This is a genomic window from Arthrobacter sp. NPDC089319 (assembly GCF_040684925.1).
Classification (GTDB): Bacteria; Actinomycetota; Actinomycetes; order Actinomycetales; family Micrococcaceae; genus Crystallibacter.
In genome coordinates this window covers 159,416-177,591 of the sequence record NZ_JBFBGZ010000001.1, presented here as the reverse complement: position 1 = coordinate 177,591, position 18,176 = coordinate 159,416, and the positions used below count along the sequence as shown (strand labels likewise).

Annotated in this window: 17 protein-coding genes; 4 read left to right on the top strand and 13 right to left on the bottom strand. The window is 68.5% G+C overall.

What is annotated here, in order from left to right; genetic code table 11:
• Positions 1–56: 56 nt before the first annotated feature.
• From AB0N75_RS00835 to ssd, 7 genes are all read right to left on the bottom strand, one after another.
• A complete protein-coding gene (locus AB0N75_RS00835) occupies positions 57–500 on the bottom strand; it encodes an Rv3654c family TadE-like protein (RefSeq protein ID WP_364643739.1) in 444 nt (147 codons plus the stop codon).
• Entirely contained in the window at positions 490–900 is a 411-nt protein-coding gene (locus AB0N75_RS00830) for a TadE family type IV pilus minor pilin (protein WP_364643736.1), read from the bottom strand. The genes AB0N75_RS00835 and AB0N75_RS00830 overlap by 11 nt, the downstream gene beginning before the upstream one ends.
• Before the next feature lie 36 nt (positions 901–936).
• Positions 937–1,266, bottom strand: a complete 330-nt coding sequence (locus tag AB0N75_RS00825) for a DUF4244 domain-containing protein (protein ID WP_364643733.1) — start codon at positions 1,264–1,266, stop codon at positions 937–939.
• A 127-nt stretch (positions 1,267–1,393) separates the two neighbouring features.
• Positions 1,394–1,951 carry a type II secretion system F family protein gene (locus AB0N75_RS00820; RefSeq protein ID WP_364643731.1) on the bottom strand — a complete coding sequence of 186 codons (558 nt, stop codon included), beginning with the start codon at positions 1,949–1,951 and terminating at the stop codon, positions 1,394–1,396.
• Positions 1,948–2,766, bottom strand: a complete 819-nt coding sequence (locus tag AB0N75_RS00815; protein WP_364643728.1) for a hypothetical protein — start codon at positions 2,764–2,766, stop codon at positions 1,948–1,950. Before AB0N75_RS00815 ends, AB0N75_RS00820 begins: the two co-directional genes overlap by 4 nt.
• A complete protein-coding gene (locus tag AB0N75_RS00810; RefSeq protein WP_364644779.1) occupies positions 2,763–3,878 on the bottom strand; it encodes a TadA family conjugal transfer-associated ATPase in 1,116 nt (371 codons plus the stop codon). Before AB0N75_RS00810 ends, AB0N75_RS00815 begins: the two co-directional genes overlap by 4 nt.
• Positions 3,879–3,925: 47 nt before the next feature.
• On the bottom strand, positions 3,926–5,032 hold the full coding sequence (gene ssd, locus AB0N75_RS00805) for a septum site-determining protein Ssd (RefSeq protein WP_364643725.1): 1,107 nt from the start codon (positions 5,030–5,032) through the stop codon (positions 3,926–3,928).
• 110 nt (positions 5,033–5,142) lie between these two features.
• Here ssd and AB0N75_RS00800 point away from each other — a divergent pair, with 110 nt between their 5' ends.
• Complete coding sequence (locus tag AB0N75_RS00800) at positions 5,143–6,849, top strand: bifunctional 3'-5' exonuclease/DNA polymerase (protein WP_364643722.1); 1,707 nt, start codon at positions 5,143–5,145, stop codon at positions 6,847–6,849.
• A 1,748-nt stretch (positions 6,850–8,597) separates the two neighbouring features.
• On the opposite strand, the gene AB0N75_RS00795 is transcribed toward AB0N75_RS00800, so the two are convergent.
• From AB0N75_RS00795 to AB0N75_RS00785, 3 genes are read right to left on the bottom strand one after another with little or no spacing between them, the layout of a single operon-like run.
• On the bottom strand, positions 8,598–9,272 hold the full coding sequence (locus AB0N75_RS00795) for a CoA pyrophosphatase (protein ID WP_364644776.1): 675 nt from the start codon (positions 9,270–9,272) through the stop codon (positions 8,598–8,600).
• Between the two features lie 32 nt (positions 9,273–9,304).
• Positions 9,305–10,126 carry an endonuclease III gene (nth, locus tag AB0N75_RS00790; RefSeq protein ID WP_364643720.1) on the bottom strand — a complete coding sequence of 274 codons (822 nt, stop codon included), beginning with the start codon at positions 10,124–10,126 and terminating at the stop codon, positions 9,305–9,307.
• Positions 10,113–11,699 carry a hypothetical protein gene (locus AB0N75_RS00785; protein WP_364643717.1) on the bottom strand — a complete coding sequence of 529 codons (1,587 nt, stop codon included), beginning with the start codon at positions 11,697–11,699 and terminating at the stop codon, positions 10,113–10,115. Before AB0N75_RS00785 ends, nth begins: the two co-directional genes overlap by 14 nt.
• Before the next feature lie 289 nt (positions 11,700–11,988).
• On the opposite strand from AB0N75_RS00785, the gene acs reads away from it, so the two are divergent.
• Together acs and aroQ are read left to right on the top strand one after the other, a co-directional pair.
• The gene (gene acs / locus AB0N75_RS00780; RefSeq protein WP_364643714.1) at positions 11,989–13,968 is read left to right on the top strand and encodes an acetate--CoA ligase; all 1,980 of its coding nucleotides are present in this window, start codon (positions 11,989–11,991) and stop codon (positions 13,966–13,968) included.
• 132 nt (positions 13,969–14,100) lie between these two features.
• The gene (aroQ, locus tag AB0N75_RS00775) at positions 14,101–14,553 is read left to right on the top strand and encodes a type II 3-dehydroquinate dehydratase (RefSeq protein WP_364643711.1); all 453 of its coding nucleotides are present in this window, start codon (positions 14,101–14,103) and stop codon (positions 14,551–14,553) included.
• 10 nt (positions 14,554–14,563) lie between these two features.
• Here aroQ and AB0N75_RS00770 read toward each other — a convergent pair whose 3' ends face one another.
• Positions 14,564–15,748 carry a MarP family serine protease gene (locus tag AB0N75_RS00770; protein ID WP_364644773.1) on the bottom strand — a complete coding sequence of 395 codons (1,185 nt, stop codon included), beginning with the start codon at positions 15,746–15,748 and terminating at the stop codon, positions 14,564–14,566.
• Positions 15,749–16,000: 252 nt separating this feature from the next.
• On the opposite strand from AB0N75_RS00770, the gene AB0N75_RS00765 reads away from it, so the two are divergent.
• Entirely contained in the window at positions 16,001–16,678 is a 678-nt protein-coding gene (locus tag AB0N75_RS00765) for a Crp/Fnr family transcriptional regulator (protein WP_127512919.1), read from the top strand.
• A gap of 86 nt (positions 16,679–16,764) precedes the next feature.
• Here AB0N75_RS00765 and AB0N75_RS00760 read toward each other — a convergent pair whose 3' ends face one another.
• Positions 16,765–17,697, bottom strand: coding sequence for an NUDIX hydrolase (locus AB0N75_RS00760; RefSeq protein WP_364643708.1), 933 nt, complete (start codon positions 17,695–17,697; stop codon positions 16,765–16,767).
• Positions 17,681–18,175, bottom strand: a complete 495-nt coding sequence (locus tag AB0N75_RS00755) for a RidA family protein (RefSeq protein ID WP_364643705.1) — start codon at positions 18,173–18,175, stop codon at positions 17,681–17,683. The genes AB0N75_RS00760 and AB0N75_RS00755 overlap by 17 nt, the downstream gene beginning before the upstream one ends.
• Position 18,176: the final 1 nt, after the last annotated feature.

The window sequence follows — 18,176 nt, the reverse complement described above, 5'->3', positions numbered from 1 at the left end:
GACAGCCCCGCTGCTGTGTACTGGACTGCAACTGCTGCCGGACCGCCGCCGATCGTCTATCTCTCCGGCGGCGGTCCCGCCCGTGCGCGGCCTTCGGCATGCGTCCACTCCCCTTTGATCCATCCGAAGACGTCGGGCAGCGCGGTGCGGGTACGCACGTCGACCACAACACCGCCGGGCCCCGAACGGCTGCACGCGGACAGTTCGGCATCCTGCTTGCCTGCTACTTCCGCGGCAAGAGTGCAGGGGTCGCCAGCCAGCAGCCCGCGGGCTGCATCGGCGCCGGCCAAGGCAGCCAGGTCCGCCGCCTTGCCAGCCCGCGCCGATGCCATTCCCGCTTGCAGCACCGAGGCAACCACGGCGAGCATCAGGCACAGCAGCAGCACCAGTCCGACTGCGAGAACCGTTCCGGCCCCGCGGTCCTCGTGATGCAGGCAGAGTGGGCCGGCTGCCGGACGTCGTAACACCGCCCGGGCGGCTGGACGCTCGCTAGCCGTCACCGCTGCCTGCTCCCGCCGGATCCGCGGGGCCGCCGCCCAGCTCGGCCGGACCGGTGGCTTCGGCGGCCAGCGTCCAGCCGCCGAGCTCCGGCCAGGGGCCGGGCACCGACGCGGTGACCCGGACGGTCACCCAGCCGCCGCTGCTGTCCGCCGCCACGGCAGCACCCTCGCCCGCAATCGAGCGGACGGTGCGGGCGGCTGCTGCCTCCGTCTCGCCGCGGCCTAGTTGGCGGACCGCCGCCTGGGCCGCCTTCTCCAGATTCAGCTGGGCTGCCCCGGCTGCCGCCCCCGCCAGCAGGAAGGCCAGGACGACGATGACTGCCGGCAGGGCGACGGCGAATTCAGCCGTGACGCTGCCGCGTTCACCGGCGCGCCGGCCGTTGGCGGTCGCACCGCACATGGAGCGAAGGACTGGTCCGCAGCGGCTCGGCATCTGTCAGACCGCCGTGAGCGCCAGTTCCACCAGGCCCGTGAGCATGCCGCGGACTTCGCCGCTGCGCAGGATCAGGACCAAGAGACCGGCGAATGCTACGGCAGCCAGCGTTGCGATGGCGTACTCGGCGGTAGCCATCCCTGCTTCGGAACCGCCCAGCTGGCGCCAGCTCCTCCCGGCCCGGGCGCCCTGTCCCCCGCCGGGAAACGCAATCACCTCCGCCAGATTCTCGGGTTCATCATGCTCGGCTTCGGATCCTTCAGCCCGCGCCGGGCTCAGCGGCAGCCGGTTCGGGGTCGTCCGGTCCCGCCAATTAGCCAGTGACAATGACATGTTTTCCTCCTGGATGTGACCGCCGGATTGCGGTTATTCGAGCTTCCCGGACACGGTCTTGAACCCGGCAGGGCCGAACTGGTGCTGGTGCGCAATATGCGGCCTCGGCTGCACTGTGGAGGAATGCTCAGAGTGGGGGCACGAGGGCGACCAGCACCGGCACAACTCCCAGCGCGATGAAGGAGGGCAGGGCACACAGGCCCAGCGGGAGGACGAGTTTTGTGCCAAGCGCAGCCGCGCGCTGCTGTTCCTCCTGCCGACGGCGCCGGCGCAGCTGGTCAGCTTGGGCAAAGAGCACCGCTGCAGATGGAGCGCCCGTGGCCGCACCGAAGCGTAGTGAGTCGCGGAGCAGGTCCATCCCGCTTCCGCGTCCCCCAAGTGCCCAGGCCTCTTGCCAGTCCACGCCCAGCAACAGCGCCGAGGCGACCCGTTGCAAAGCTGTTTGCTGCGGTCCGCGAGCGATGGCAGCAAGGGCAGTCACGGCATGCGGCAGGGACAAACCCGCGGCCAGCATGGCTCCCAGCAGGTCCAGCTGCAGCGCCGGATCTTCGGGTGCTTCGTTTCCACCCTCATTCCCCCGGTCTGTGTTCGTCTGCCGTATGGCGGGTGGACCCGCTCCGGAGAGCCCCGGCCACAGCAACAAGGCCGCGCCGAAGAGCAGTGCGCCCGTCAGGACCGGGATCACCGGGCATCCGGTCCGGCGGCCCGGCGGACAAGGTCGCGCGACCAGAGGCGTGCACCAATCATCAGCATTGCCCCGCTGACGAGGACCGGCCAACCCGACGCCGACAGCAGCAGCGTGCCGACCGGGTCGGCTCCCATGGCGGTTCCGAGGCCGAGTCCCAGCAGCGGCAGCCAGCCGAGCAGGGTGGCCGTCGCCTTAGGTCCCGCCAGCGCGGTCCGGCGCCCCGCCCTGCCATCGAGCCGGTCCTGCAGGTGCCGTGCATAGTTCTCCAGCAGCAGCGCCAGCGGCGCCCCGGTCCTTTCGGACACCTCCCAGCAGGAGGCCAGATCCCGCCACATGCGTTCCGCTGCTGCGGCGGCGGCGGCGTCCACCCGTCCGCCGCGGGCCGGCTGCGGCCGGCGCAGAACCGGCCCGATACCCAGTCCCAGTTCCGCGGCTTGGGCCGCCGCCTGAAGACTGGGGAGCAACAGCGCCTCTCCTTCCGCCGACGCACCGGGCGCAGGTCCCGTCAAGTCCGGTTTTCGGCTGCCCGGCGGATCTCCGGCAAGGGGTCCCGGTACGGCGTAGACCGCGAGCATGTCCGGCCACAGCTGGGCCGGAGTACGTCCCGAGCGCAGCAGCGCGGCCAACTGCCGCACGAACAGCGGCAGCTGGTCCACTTGCGCCGCTGCGATCTGCCGCCTCCTGCCGTTGCTGAATGCCCGCCGCCGGATGCCCTCGGTGCCCTCGCCCTTGTCAGCTGGGCCGGTCTGCCTCCACGGCACCAACAGCAGGCATGCGGTCACCATCAGCAGGAACATGAGAAGCCCGGTCACGGGAACAACCGTCCGCGGAGCTCGTCCCAGCCATGGCCATGCCTCACGCCGGCCCCGGCTGCGGCCAAAGCCATGATGGTGTGCAATCGTCCGGCATCAGTGGTCTGCAGCAGGCAGACCTCCTGCACGCAACGTCCTGCCTCGGTCCGCTGCATCGAGATCACCAGATCCAATGCGCTGGCAGCCTGCAGCGCAATCGCGTCGGCGTTCATCCCTGCGAGCGCGCCCATGGCAGCCAGCCGGGCCGGCACGGCTGCCGCCGAATTCGCGTGGATCGTGCCCCCGGCACCGGTGTGGCCAGTGTTCATCGCCGCCAGAAATTCCCGGACTTCCGCGCCTCGGCACTCACCGACCACCAGCCGGTCCGGGCGCATGCGCAGGGCCTGCCGGACCAGCTCCGCCATGCCGACCGACCCTGTGCCCTCGACATTGCTGGTCCGGCTCTGCAGGCCCACCACATGCGGATGCCCCGGATTCAGTTCGGCAGCGTCCTCGACCAAGACCATCCGTTCCTGCGGGGAAACGCCGCCAAGCATTGCCGCCAGCATCGTGGTCTTGCCGGATCCGGTTGCTCCACAGATCAGGAAATTCAGGCGCTGGATCACGATGGCTTCAAGGTAAGGCTGCCACTGCGGGGCGGACACGAGCAGTTCCGAAAGCGTGAAGCGGCGCGGCCGGTGGAGACGGATCGACAGCAGTGTGCCGCCGGTGGAAACCGGCGGCAGCACGGCATGGACCCGGTAGCCCGCGAGGTGTACATCCGCGCACGGATTTCCGTCGTCGAGCCTGCGACCGCCGGCCGCAACCAAACGTACGGCCAGTGCCCGCACGTCCGCATCGCTGCCGAAAGCGACTTCGGCCCGACGCAGGCCTCCGTCGCCGTCGGTCCAGACGTCGTGCGGGCCGTTCACCAGAATGTCCGTCACCTGGGCATCGGCCAGCTGCTGCAGGGGCCCGAGCCCGCGCAACTCCGCGGTCAGGGAATCGACCGCCTGCAGCGTGCCGGCAGTTCCCAACAGCCGTCCGCTCGACTGGACCGCCGCCGCCAGTCGTACCCCCGTCACCGGCGACGGGTCCGACAACACTGCGCTGCGGAAGGGTTCCAGGCTGATCCCGGGGGTCCCGACCGGTACTGCCCGGCGCCCCCGACCAACGCCGTTCAAGGCCGCCGCCCCGATGTGTGCCCGATTTCCAGCCGCTCCAGCAAGCTGGCGCACAACGACCGGATCCGCCGGTTGGAGGCGAACTCCGGCAGCCGTCCGTCGCGCTGGCCCGCCGGCACAGCCCGAAGATGCGGCAGATACCCGGCCAGCGGCGCACCCAGCCCATCGGCAATGAGTTGTTCGTCGGTCCCCGCCGGCAACGGCCCCCTGACCACCACATGGACAGTGGCGCCGGTGCCTGCTGCGGCCCTGACCGCAGACGCGGCGGCCCGGCGGGAGCGGCAGTCTGCTCTGGTCAGCACAACGATATCGTCCGCCGGCGGCCCAACCTCACGCCCGGTCCGCAGCCGTCCGGCGTCGATCACCACCAAAGCGAAAGCGCCCGAGGCGGCTGCCATGACCGCCGCGGCAGTTTCGACCGCCGGCATCTCCGGCAGGTTTGCTTCCCCGGTCCCCGGCCAGGACAGCAGCGAGAAGCCGGCGATCGCGGGCAGCGACGCCGCCAGTTGCACCGGGTTCACCGTCCCCTGCACCTCCGCCAAATCCGGCCAGACCAATCCAGGAACGTCGGCGGCGCCCAGCGCCGAGGAGAGTCCGCCGCCCAGCGGGTCCCCGTCCACCAGCACCGTGGCCGTTCCGGACTGTGCCGCCGTGGCGGCCAACCATCCGGCCAGCGCCGATGTCCCCACTCCGCCGCTGGCCCCGTGCACGGCAACCAACTTTCCCGCAGTTTCCCGCCGCCTGGTCCGGCTCAGGTATTCGGCCAGCCACGCCGCGCCGTCGGGCAGCACTGCGACCCGGCCCGCACCGGTTGAGGCCGCCAGGTCCCAGAGCGCGGGCGCCTCATCGATGAAGCCGACCACGATGACTTCCGCAGTGGTCCGCGGTACCCGGGCATAGCCGGTTCCCAGCAGCACCGGGGTGGCTCCGGCAGCGGCCACCGGCGCGTCCCTCGGGGGCTCGGCGCGAAGTGCCAGCCCCGCCGCCGCAGCAATGCGAGCGATTTCATCACGCAACCGGTCCGTCCCGCCCAGGAGCACGACGTCGGTCGCTTCCGCCGGTCTCCAGGGCATCCGTCCGTTGACCGTGTGGTGTCTTGGCATGCTCCGATCCTTCCGTGAGCCAGGCTGGTGCAGGACCGGAGCGCCGGCCGATGTGTACGGCGGCGGCCCGCCGTGCCTGTGTGGAGGACAGGTCAAGGGAGAATTGAGGCGTGTACATCGTCCTGGCCTCCGCAGCTCGGAACATTCCCGTGCCCGCAGGGACGGAACCCGAAGCCTATCTGCAGCGCACCAACGCGCAGGGCGCACCCGCCGGGCCACCCGCCGTCGTGCCAGCCGGAAAATTGGCCGAGACGGTCCGGAGCTTGGATGCAGAGGAACCTCGTTGGGTGTTCGAATCCACCCGCGACACTTATCTGCCGCTGCTCGCCGCCGGGTCGGGCGTGGACCGGGGCCACGATCTAACGTTGGTCCGCAACATCCTGGCGCTGTCCGTCTACGCCCCGGATACCGAATACATCCGCGCGCTCCGGGAGGAGCCGGTGGCGCACCAGGATGATGAACTCCCCCGCCACCTGCCGCCGCTGCAGCAGTCCCCGGATCAGTTCACTCTCTTCGACGAGCCACGGGCCACCGGGACGGCGTTGGAAGACATAGTGGCCGAATTGCAGGACCAGCTGGCCGCTGTCGCTGCCTCGCCCCAGCGCGCTCGGCTGCAGCTGCTGCTGGCGGCCGAATCAGCCGGCGCTTTGATCGCTACCGAAATGGAGCACTCCGGCGTGCCGTGGAACGAGGACATCCACCTCGGCATCCTGTCTTCCCACCTGGGTGAGCGGCCGAGGGAAGGCCAGCGGCCGGAAATGCTGGAGGATCTCGCCGTCAAACTCGGCCAGGAGTTGGCGAATCCCAGCTTCAGCCCGGACTCCCCGCAGCAGCTCATCCGTGCCCTGCACCGGGCCGGCATCGAGGTCAAGACCACCAGTTCCTGGGACCTGAAGGAGCATTCCCATCCCGCGATCGAACCGCTGCTGCAGTACCGCAAGCTCTCCAGGCTGTTCACGACGAACGGCTGGGCGTGGCTCGATGCCTGGGTCCGGGACGGCCGATTCAGGACCGAGTACGTCGTGGGCGGCGTGGTCACCGGGCGTTGGGCGTCGCGCGGCGGCGGTGCCCTGCAGATACCCGGTCAGATCAGGGATGCCGTCCGTCCCGATCCCGGCCGCAAGCTCCTGGTCGCCGACGCAGCTCAATTGGAACCCCGGGTGTTGGCCGCACTGGCCCAGGACTCCGCGTTGGCCGCGGCGGGGCGGGGCAAAGACCTCTACCAGGGCATTGCCGACGCGGGCTTCGCCGGTGAGCGGGCCAAGGCCAAGATCGCTATGCTGGGTGCCATGTACGGGGCGACCACCGGTGAATCCGGCCGGCTGATGCCCCAGCTCACACGCACTTATCCGCAGGCCATCGCGGTGGTCGAACGTGCGGCCCGGGCCGGCGAAGCTGGCCAGGTGGTCAGCAGTTACCTTGGCCGCAGCTGCCCTCCGCCGTCCGACCGGTGGCTGGCCGCGCAACGAACCACCACAGCGGAAGAGCAACGGCGGGCCGATGGATTGGCCCGCAGCCGCGGCCGCTTCACCCGCAACTTCGTGGTGCAGTCCACCGCTGCGGAGTGGGCACTGTGCTGGCTGGCTGAATTACGACGCCGGTTGCGCGCCTGCGCTGCGGAGGGCACCTTTGTGGGGGACATGGTCTTCTTCCTGCACGACGAAGTCATGCTGCATGTCTACGAAGACCGGGCGGACATCGCCCGCCGGCTGGTCGAAGAATCGGCCGCGGCGGCCACCCGCTTGGTCTTCGGCCGGATCCCCGTGGAGTTCCCGGTCAGCGTTGCCATCGTGGATTCCTACGCCGACGCCAAGTAAATCCTCGGGCTGCTCGGGGTGGAAGGTTATCCACAACGCGGACCTTTGCCATGGCCGGTCTCCTCCTCACACCGTAGCGTTGTGCCCCTCGGCGGCGCGGCTGCCGGTCGGCGGCGCTGGAGGAGGGATGCCGATGGGAGTGCTCGCCATTGATACAGCCGCCTTGGAGCAGTCCGCAGCGGCAGCGGGAACGGCGGCCGCGGGCTACGAGGACGTGCGGGAATCGGCAAACGGGCGGTTGGGCGCGGGCGCCGGAATGTCGGGATGGGAGGCCGATGCTTCATTGTGGGGACACGCCTACGACCGGGACGCAGCGCTCCTGCTGCGCGGGGTTGAAGGACTTGCCGGCGCCTACGGCCGGCTCCGCTGCTCCACGCAGTGCGCCGCGGCACTCTACCGGTTCGCGGAACAGGCAGCCACGGGATCCCCGGCAGCCTTCGAACAACCGGCTCCCCCGCACGGCCAGCGCTGCCTTCCCCTGCCGGCGTCAGCCGTTGGGGGCACGATTCCGCTGCTTCCGGAACTAGGGCAGCTGATCGCCGACGCCGCCGGGGTGCAGTGGCCGTCCGGCGACGCCGCCGCGGTGCGAGGCGTTGCCGGCGTCTGGCAGGAGATCGGCCGGGAGACCAGGACACATGCGGCCGCCGCAGAAGGAGCGGCGACGCGCGCGCTGTCGGGCCTTCGCGGGATGGATGTGCTGCTGCTCCTCGAGGCACACGGCGAACTCATGAGCTGTGCGTCCATGGTGGCGGACGGTTGTGACGCCCTCGCCGAAGGATGCAACGACTATGCCGGGGCGGTGGAACTGGCGCATCGCCAACTGGTTGAGGAGGCCACCGCGTTCACCCGCGACGTCGCCCTGACGCTGGGCGTGAGTCTGGCGCTGGCGCCGGTCAGCGCGGGTCTCTCGGTCTTTATTTCAGGTGCCGCCGGTGCTGCGCGGCTAGCTGCAGCGGCCTCCATTTTCCGTTCGGTGGTCGGCACGCTGGGGGCAGCGTCCGCGAGGGCCGCGGGAACCAGTGCCGCGGCGATGGCACGGATCGCCGCCGCGTCACACCGTCTGCGCGGGATCGCTGCTTCCTCCCCCGCTATCGCAGCCCGCGGGGTTGCCATAGCCTCCACCCGCGCAAAGCTGGCCTTGGCCTCCCCGAACATGGCGGCGGCCCGGGCGCTGGCGCGCCGCCACGGAGACTCCGTCCTCGGCGTGCTGGCCGCCGGACCGGAAAGCCTGGTCCTGCAGCTTGCTGGCCAGACCGCCCAACGCCGGCTCACTGCGCAGCTGGCGCCGCGGCTCTTCTCCCCGCTGCCCGCTGTGAACCCTGTGACTTCCGTCCTCAGGCCGGGCCGGTTGGTGCCGTTCGTTTTCTCCGTTTTCACGGCCTACAACTGGGCACAGCGGGCAGACAGCGCGTGGACGCTATCGTCGAAGGATTCCTGGTTGAATCAAGTCCTGGGCGGCCGCGCTGTGCCGCCGGCACGGGACACTCACTCACCAGCGCCGCGCCCGGGACCCGCGCCGACCCCGGCACCACAACCGGGACCCGCGCCAGCCCGGGCACCTCGCCCGGGGACCCTACCCTCACCGGTGCCGCAGCCCAGACCCACGCCGCTGCCTCGTCCAGAGGCCACTGCCGGACCAGCGGATCCCTTCCGGTCGTCCGCCGGCCCTACTACGCGGCCAGTCCCGCCACCCGCGACGACTCCCCCGCCCCGCGCAGAACCGCCCACGCCAGGTATCCGGGATATCGTCAGTCGTCTTCCGGGAGCGGAGCGACCGGGGCCGGGATCTCTTGGGAGGTGTCCCATGCCAAAGTCCAGCCCAGATCATCAAAAAGATGGCTCAGCAGGATCGCGGTAAAGCCCCAAACCACCACTCCGTGGACCAGGAATGCCGGACTGCGGAAGATCTGGCCGCGGCGCCGGAGCACCGATATGCGCCGGTTGGCAGGATCCAGCAGGTCCGCGACCGGAACCCGGAAGACCTGTGCGGACTCAGCGAAATCCACCACTGCCACCGGCGAGGGAGAAGCCCACCAGGCAAGGACCGGAGTGACCAGAAAGTTGCTGACCGACAGCGGGATGTCCGGCAGGACTCCCAGAACCTCGACCCCGGCGGCGTCCAACCCGGTTTCCTCCACCGCTTCCCGCACCGCGGCGGCGACGGGGCCGTCGTCCTCGGGATCAATGGAACCACCGGGAAAGGCCACCTGGCCGGGATGCGAAGAAAGATTGGCGGCCCGCTCCACGAAGAGCACGTCAAGGTCATCCGGGACGGCGGACTCGTGAAAGTGGGCCGGTGCATCGTCCAGGGCACCGAAGAGCAGGAGCACTGCTGCCGGTCTGACCGCTTCCGCGTCCAAGGCGACGTCGTACCACCGCTCGCGTTCACGGACGGAGAGCCGCTGTTCCATCGGCAGCTCCATCAGCCGCTGCAGATCCTTTTTGGCGCTCACGGTCAGGCTCCCAGCGGATAGCCTGCGGCGCGGAGCTCCCGGCGGGTCTCACCTGCCATCATCCGGGCCAGGAGTTCTTCACGTCCTGGGGCCAGCTCGTACTTCAGCAGTTTGCGTGCCTTCTCCGGATCAACTTCCCCTTCGCCATAGGCCGGACACCATTGCGCCACCGGGCAGGCGCCGCAGGCCGGCTTGCGGGCATGGCACACGCGGCGGCCGTGAAAGACCACGTGGTGCGAAAGCATGGTCCAGTCCTTGGGTTCGAACAGCTCCGCCACATCGAATTCCACCTTGACGGCATCGGTGGAATCGGTCCAGCCGAAACGGCGCGACAACCTGAGGAAGTGCGTGTCCACGGTGATGCCCGGGATGCCAAAGGCATTGCCCAGCACCACGTTGGCGGTCTTGCGTCCTACGCCGGCGAGCTTGACCAGGTCATCCAGCTTGCCCGGGACCTCGCCGTCAAACTCATCGACGATCTGGCCGGCCATCTTGAGCAAGCTCTGGCTCTTGGCACGGAAGAACCCGGTGGGCTTGATCAGTTCCTGCAGTTCCGTCTCGTCTGCCTCTGCGAGCGCGCGGGCGTCAGGATAGCGAGCGAAGAGCACCGGTGTGGTCATGTTGACCCGGACATCGGTGGTCTGCGCGGACAAGATGGTGGCCACCAGCAACTCGAAGGGATTGCTGAAATCGAGCTCGGCCACCGCATAGGGGTAGTGTTCGGCGAGTTCCTTGTTGATCCGCCGGGCCCGGCGCTTGCGTGCCAACAGCGATTCTTCAGTCTTGCGCCGGCGGGTTGCCGGCGCCTTGTCAGGCGCGCTCAATGTTCGTCAGGTCCCTGAGGACCCCCACCCTGCCGTCCGTGTGCTGGACTAGGAACTCATCCCCGCGGTCCTGCAGCGCCAGGATCCATGACCCCGGCTCGACAGTGAACATGACCTGCCCGGTGTTCTCGTCCAGGACCGGCCGGGTGCGTCCAACGGCAAACCAGAAGGCTTCGTACTCTTCCTCGGCTTCCTCGTAGGGTTCACGCGTGGCGCTGATCGGAGACGACGCCGAGGCAGCCTCAGCCGCGGTACGGCCGGCGGAGTTCGATGCGACGGACGGCATGGCCGCGGTCGCCGCTTCCGGGACTGCGTCGGCACGAGTCGCACCGGTCCGGGCCGCGGTCGGCTCGGCGGCGGTAGCCCCGCCGGCATCGGCCGGCCCGGCAGCGGCCCCGCCGGCACCGGCCGGCTCGGCAGCTGCCCCGCCAACCGCTCCGCCGACCGGGACGGCCGTTTCCGCCTGCGGGTCGCCGCTGCGGGACTGTGCCGTGCCGTTGTCCCGCGCCTGGGCCTCGGCGCTGCCCGCTCCGGCCGGCTCCGGGATCCGCTGGCCGTCGGAGGACGGGGCGGGGCTGCCCACCACCGTTTTGGCGGAGTACCCCACATCGCGGGCAACGCCGCCTGCCGCGAGGGCACCTGCCCGTGTGGTCGACGAACCGCTCGAGTCCTCGGTTACCGGGATGCCCACGGCCTCCCCGTCTGCGGCGCCCGGCGCAACGGAATCGTCGGTTTCAAGTTCTGAGGCCTGCTGCACGGAGGCCGGGCTGGCAGCGGTTTCCCGCCCCGTGGTGCGCGTCGAGGCGTCTATATCTGATGTCGACGCTTGTGTTGCGTGGGCAGCTGCGGCAGCACCGGCCACCCCGGCGGCTCCGTTGCCGGACGGCGCGGCAAACTGGCCGGCGGACGGCTGTGGCGCGCCGCTTTGGTCCCAGCCCGCTGCTGCCTGGGCTGCGGAGCCATAGACACCGGTTGCGCCGGCCGAAACAGTTTGATGCTGGCCGGCAGAGTCCGACCCGTACTCGGCGGCCGCGACGCCCGGGGGCTGCGCGGCAGGCTGCGGCGCCTTCGGCCTGGGTGCGGCCGGAACGGCATCGCGCGCCACGGGGTGGGCCGGGGTCTCGGGGCGGCCCACAAAATCTGCGGCCAATTGCGGGATCCATCGTGCACAGACGGTCCCGGCGAAGAGCACCAGTGCGCCGATGAACCCAATGATTCCGCTGACGCTGTAGACCGTGACGATGGTCAGGAAATAGAAGGCCAACGCCAGAGATGCCACCACGGAGGCAAATTGGTCAACGGACAAGGATCCGATCCGTAGCGGCGTCTGCGGCGCCAAACGGCGCACCACAAAGAGCACCAGCACCACGGCAGGCAGCAGGATGCCAAGCGCCAGCTGGAACAGTCCCGCCGAGTTCCACAGGTTCACACCGATGCCGCGGAGCACTTCCAGCGGCAGCACTGAGGAGAGAAACAGCAGGATGACGCCGATGCCCACCACCAGGTCTCGCGCGGTGAAGGGCCCGGCCACCGCAGTTCCTGCAGTGCCGTGGGTCTGGGAGCTCTGTGACATCGTCGATCCTCCGGGTCGTTGCGGTTGCAGAGCGGGCCCAGCCCACCGTGCAACGTTCTGGCGCTGGTCTCAGCGTAGTCAAGGAACCCACCCTTCACTAGCCGGATCACCGCCGTCGAACGCACTTGCTGGTGCCGCTCGGCGCAGATTTGAGACCTTTTGCATCGAGCATTGTGACGGTCGACACTGCGGAAGGCGCACAAAGGATTAGGCTGAAAAGCAGCAAATGCGCCCGGCCAACCAAAGCCGGTGCACGCCAACGACCACAGCAAAACGAAGGGGCCTTCATATGTCTGAAGCCAACGGAACGCATACTTCCACCGCCGCCGGCGATGCTTTGGAGAATCTGCTCCAAGAAAACCGTAAGTTTGCGCCCAGCGCTGAATTCGCCGAGGCAGCGGTGGCCAAGCAGGATGTCTATGCGGAGGCAGAGGCTGACCGGCCGGCTTTTTGGGCCAAGCAGGCCCGCGACGTGCTGTCCTGGGACACCGACTTCACTCAGGCCTTGGACTGGTCCGAGGCGCCCTTCGCCAAGTGGTTCGTCGGCGGTGAGCTGAACGCGGCCTACAACGCGCTGGACCGGCACGTGGAGAACGGGCTGGGCGACCGGGTAGCCATCCATTTCGAGGGCGAACCCGGCGACACCCGAACCTACACCTACGCACAGTTGACCGAGGAAGTGAAGAAGGCCGCGAACGCGTTCGAGTCCCTCGGCGTGTCCAAGGGCGACCGGGTCGCCGTCTACCTGCCGATGATCCCCGAAGCGGTGATCACCATGCTGGCCTGCGCCCGGATCGGCGCCGTGCATTCGGTGGTCTTCGGCGGCTTCTCCGCCGATGCGCTGCGTTCCCGGATCGACGACGCCGAGGCGAAGCTGGTGGTGACCGCCGACGGCACCTGGCGCCGCGGCAAACCCTCGGCGCTGAAGCCGGCCGTGGACGAGGCACTCTCCGCCCCCGGCCACACCGTCTCGAACGTGGTGGTGGTCAAGCGCAACGGCGAACCGGTGGACTGGCACGAAGGCCGCGACCAGTGGTGGGAAGACACCGTGCAGACCGCATCCGCGGAACACACCCCCGTGCCGCACGACGCAGAGCACCCGCTGTTCATCCTCTACACCTCCGGCACCACCGGCAAGCCCAAGGGCATCCTGCACACCACCGGCGGCTATCTCACGCAGTGCGCCTACACGCACAAGGCCGTCTTCGACCTGAAACCGGAAACCGATGTCTTCTGGTGCACCGCGGACATCGGCTGGGTCACCGGCCACTCCTACGTCACCTATGCCCCGCTGATCAACGGCGCCACCCAGGTCATGTACGAGGGCACCCCCGATTCCCCGCACCAGGGCCGCTGGTGGGAGATCGTGGAGAAGTACAAGGTCTCCATCCTCTACACCGCGCCGACCGCAATCCGCACCATGATGAAGTGGGGCGACCACATCCCCGCCAAGTACGACCTGTCCTCCATCCGCGTGCTCGGATCCGTGGGCGAGCCCATCAACCCCGAAGCCTGGATGTGGTACCGGCGCGTCATCGGCGGCGACAAGGCCCCCATCGTGGACACCTGGTGGCAGACAGAGACCGGCGCACACATGATCGCCCCGCTGCCCGGCGTCACCGCCACCAAGCCCGGCTCAGCGCAGGTCGCCGTGCCCGGCATCGCCGTGGACGTGGTGGACGAACTCGGCGCCTCCGTCCCCGACGGGCACGGCGGTTACCTGGTGATCCGCGAGCCGTGGCCGGCCATGCTGCGCGGCATCTGGGGCGACCCGGAACGATTCAAGGAAACCTACTGGTCCCGGTTCGAGAACATGTACTTCGCCGGCGACGGCGCCAAGAAGGACGACGACGGCGACATCTGGCTGCTCGGCCGGGTGGACGACGTCATGAACGTCTCCGGCCACCGGCTCTCCACCACCGAGATCGAATCAGCCCTCGTTTCCCACCCTGCGGTTGCCGAAGCCGCCGTCGTCGGAGCGAAGGACGAAACCACCGGCGAAGCCGTCGTCGCCTTCGTCATCCTGCGCGGCGATGCGGCGGAAGACCCGGACATCGTCGCCACGCTGCGCAACCACGTGGGCAAGGAGATCGGTCCGATCGCGAAGCCGCGCACCATCCTGGTGGTGCCGGAACTGCCCAAGACCCGCTCCGGCAAGATCATGCGCCGCCTGCTCAAGGACGTGGCCGAAGGACGCGAAGTCGGCGACGCCACCACCCTGGCCGACAACACCGTCATGCAGCAGATCGCCGCGTCGCTGAAAGGCTGACGCCCGGCCCGGCAACGCGCCGGGGGCTGCCCGCTGACTGTCCCGGCGGGAAGCCCCCGGCGTGCCCGCGCTCGGCCCGGCCACGCGTAACAGGAGACCCCGCCTGCGGCGGGATTGAGGCATAGTAAGGGCATGACTGCAGACACTCCCGGATCCCGCCGCCTTCTGGTCCTGAACGGACCGAACCTGAACCTGCTCGGCACGCGCGAGCCCCAGGTGTACGGCACCGCAACACTGGCGGACGTGGAGAAACTCGCCACCGAGGCCGCAACGGCGCATGGCTGGAGCACCGAGTGCGTGCAGTCCAATCATGAAGGTGCGCTGATCGATGCGGTCCACGCTGCCCGGGACACAGCCGATGCGATCATCATCAACCCGGGCGGGTACAGCCATACCTCCGTGGCCCTCCGCGACGCGCTCTCCGGTGTGGCACTGCCGGTGGTGGAAGTTCACATCACCAACATCCACAAGCGCGAACAGTTCCGCCACCACTCCTACATTTCCGGCGTGGCCGACGCCGTGATAGCGGGCGCCGGCATTGCCGGTTACCGGCTGGCGGTCGAATACCTCGCCGAGGTCCTCTAGCGGATAGGCCCTAGCGGGTCACGCACTGGCCGGCGGAGATGGTCTCCTGGTAGCCAGGTGCCGCGTCCACAACCGGCTGGACCTCTTCCAGCGTCAGCGCATAACCCACCGGCACGTTCTGGGTGGACTTCGCGAACACCACACCGGCAACATTGCCGTCGGCGTCCAGCAGCGGGCCGCCCGAGTTGCCTTGCTTCACGTCCGCGGCCAGCGTGTACACCTGAAGCGAGGACGGGTCAGCACCGTAGATGTTCTGGACCAACACCTGGGACCGGCCTTGGACGGTGGCGGGGTTGCTCTGGAAAGGGCCACCGGCAGGATAGCCCTGGAAGGCAGCGAAGTCGCCTTCGGACAGTTCGCCGGCCAGTGGCAGCGGCCGAACGTTCAAGTCGTCCACGGCCAGCACCGCCAGGTCGCGCACCGCGTCGAAGAACACCACTCGGCCGGGCAGCACCCGTCCGTCCGGGATCTCCACCACTGGTTCATTGACGCCGGCCACTACGTGCGCGTTGGTCATCACCCGGTTCGGCGCCACCGCAAAGCCCGAACCCGTCTGGTTCTGTCCGCATTGGAAGGCGGTTCCGGCGATCCGGAGCACCGAGGCCGATGCCTGGTTCAGCGCCGCGGTGTCCGTACTGGTGTCGGGGACCTGCGCCGGTTCCCGCGGTGCCTGCGGATCGAGCACCAGCGGGATGCCGTCGGCCACCACGGCGGAACGCACCTGGGCAGCCCAGGCTTTCACGGGATTCGGGGTCAGGTGCTCGATCGTCGCGATCACCTTGGAGCCAGCGATCTGCTGGGAGATGAAGGGCACGCCCATGGTGCCCAGGCTGAACGCCAACATGGACATCACCAGCGCGGTCACGCCCAGGTTCATGGCACCGCCCAGCAAACGGTCCACCGGCCGCAGCGGCGGGAAGTCCATCCGCCGCCGGATGCCGGCGCCGATTCCGGATCCGAGGGCATGTCCCAAGACCACCAACAACACCGCCACGGCGATGGTTGCAGCCAGCCGCCATCCGCTGTCAGGCACCCACTGGCTGACCAGCGGGATCGCGAAGAAGGCAGCCACGGCGCCGGCGACGATGCCAATGATGCCGCCGAGCGTGACCACGAACCCCTTGCGCAGGCCTGAAATCAGGTAGGACAGGAGGATCAGAAGCAGGACGATGTCCAGAATGGTCAGGCCGAAAATCACACATTCTCCGTAGCGGTCGGATGTGCACTAGTCTAAGCCGTTCACCTGTGGGAATTATTCAGCCGGTCTGGCCGTTGAGCACTCCGGTAGATCCTGCGCGGCCCACGATGCCGCCGGTTTTCCCGTCCTCTGGGAGCGAAAAGCCTTGTGGAAGATGTCACAAACGCTTTACATACGGCAAAATGGAAGCCAGTGCCCCCACGGGAGAGCAGCCTGACAGACGCCGAACAGTACTAAATTGGAGAATTCATGGACGTAGAGATCCTTCGCCGCGCACCTCTTTTTGCCACCCTTGACGACGACGTGTTTGCAGCGCTGACCGACGAGTTGACCGAGGTCGACCTGTCCCGCGGCGCTTCGGTGTTCCGCGAAGGTGACCAAGGCGACCAGCTCTATTTCATCGTCTCCGGCAAGATCAAGCTGGGCCGCACTGCCAACGACGGCCGCGAAAACCTGGTGGCCATCCTGGGCCCGGGCGAACTCTTTGGCGAAATGGCCCTGTTCGACCCGAGCCCGCGCAGCACTTCGGCAACGGCTGTCTCCGAAACCCGCCTGGCTGGCCTGAAGAACGAGAACCTGCGCGGCTTGCTGGAGACCCGTCCGGAGGTCTCGGCGCAGCTGCTGCAGGCCTTGGCCCGCCGCCTCCGCCGCACCAATGACTCGCTGGCCGATCTTGTCTTCTCCGACGTTCCGGGCCGTGTGGCCAAGGCTCTGCTGGACCTGGCCGACCGTTTCGGCCGCCCCGCCACGGACGGCATCCTGGTGGCGCACGAGCTGACCCAGGAAGAGCTGGCCCAGCTGGTGGGAGCCTCCCGCGAAACCGTGAACAAGGCCCTGGCCGAGTTCGTCCAGCGCGGCTGGCTGCGCCTGGAAGCTCGCGCCGTGGTCATCCTGGACATCCAGCGTCTGCGCCAGCGTTCCCGCTGATTTTCCAATAAAAAGTACGACGGCGGGGGCTCACCATTAGGTGGGCCCCCGCCGTCGTACTTCCTGAGTGGTGTTGGACAGTTCGCTCAGCGACCCCGCTGAACGGCCCCGCCCTCGGCAGCAGCGCTGGCCACAACCTGCAACATGGGCACGCCATCCACGAGCACCAGCTCCGGGTGGTAGACCCGCTGGGGGCGCTTGTGCGAGAGGTAGGCAATGCAGCCGCGGGCCGACGCGATCTTCTCGACGATGATCTCTACCGCCGGCGAGGTCGCCTCGCTGAAGGTCAGTCCCCGGGTGTCCGGCTGGTCCACCAGATCGCCCAATGCCGTGGTGTCCCGCCCCGCCATCAGCTCCTGCGCCGACAGCCAGGCGGCCCACACGCCCTTGCTTTCCAGCAGGGACGGCCGTTGGTTGGCGGGCTGGGCGGCAGCGAAATAGCGCGTATCGAAGCGGCGGTGAGCGAAATCCGGGCTCAGCCAGTTGGACAGCGGCTTGAGCAAATCAGTGCGCACGCCCAGCCCACGCCGGGAAAGTGCCTCGGCAAAAGTCTTCTCCTGACCGGCCACGGCCTCGCGGGTACGCATCCAGTCGGCGCCGGAGGTCGATTCCGGCAGGCTGGACTCGTCCGGGCCGGCCAGCAGCACGCCGGTTTCCTCGAACAGCTCGCGGATGGCGGCCACCACATGGCTTTGGGCAACCCGATGGTCGTCGAGCCCCATCGACTCGGCCCACTTGGCCGGCGACGGCCCGAACCAGGTAACCGGCTCGCCGTCGGCATCTTCCACGCTTCCGCCGGGAAACGCCACAGTGCCCAACGGAGAGGATCCGGAGCGGTAACCGAGGTAGGTTTCCGTGCCGGCTGCCCCATCCCGGACCAGGACCACGGAGGACGCCAGACGCGGCTTCCGCGGTGAGCGTTCCCCGTGCTCGAACCAACTGTGGGCCGCCCCCAGCTGGTCCGGAGCCACTGGGAACAGCCGCTGCTCCTCGCGAAGCGGACTAGCTGAATTCGGCAATCAGTTCTACCTCAACCGGCGAATCCAACGGCAGCACTGCCACGCCGACGGCGGAGCGCGCGTGGGCGCCGGCGTCGCCGAGGACTTGTCCCAGCAGCTCGGATGCCCCGTTGATCACGCCGGGCTGGCCGGTGAAGGCGGGATCGGACGCGACGAAACCCACAACCTTCACGATCCGCGTGATCCGGTCCAAGTCTCCGATGACGCTCTTGACCGCTGCCAGCGCATTCACCGCGGCGGTCGCAGCCAGTTTCTTGGCCTCCTCGGCGCTGACCAGGCCGGCGCCGTCGCCCACCTTGCCCGCAGCCGGCAGTTCTCCCTTGATAAACGGCAGCTGCCCGGAGGTGTAGACGTAGTTTCCGGTGACTACCGCCGGCACGTAGGCGGCCACCGGGGCTGCGACCTCCGGTACGGAAAGGCCCAGGCCGGCGAGCCGCTCTTCGACGGCGGACATCCGGGCTTCGGTCGTTCCGCTCATG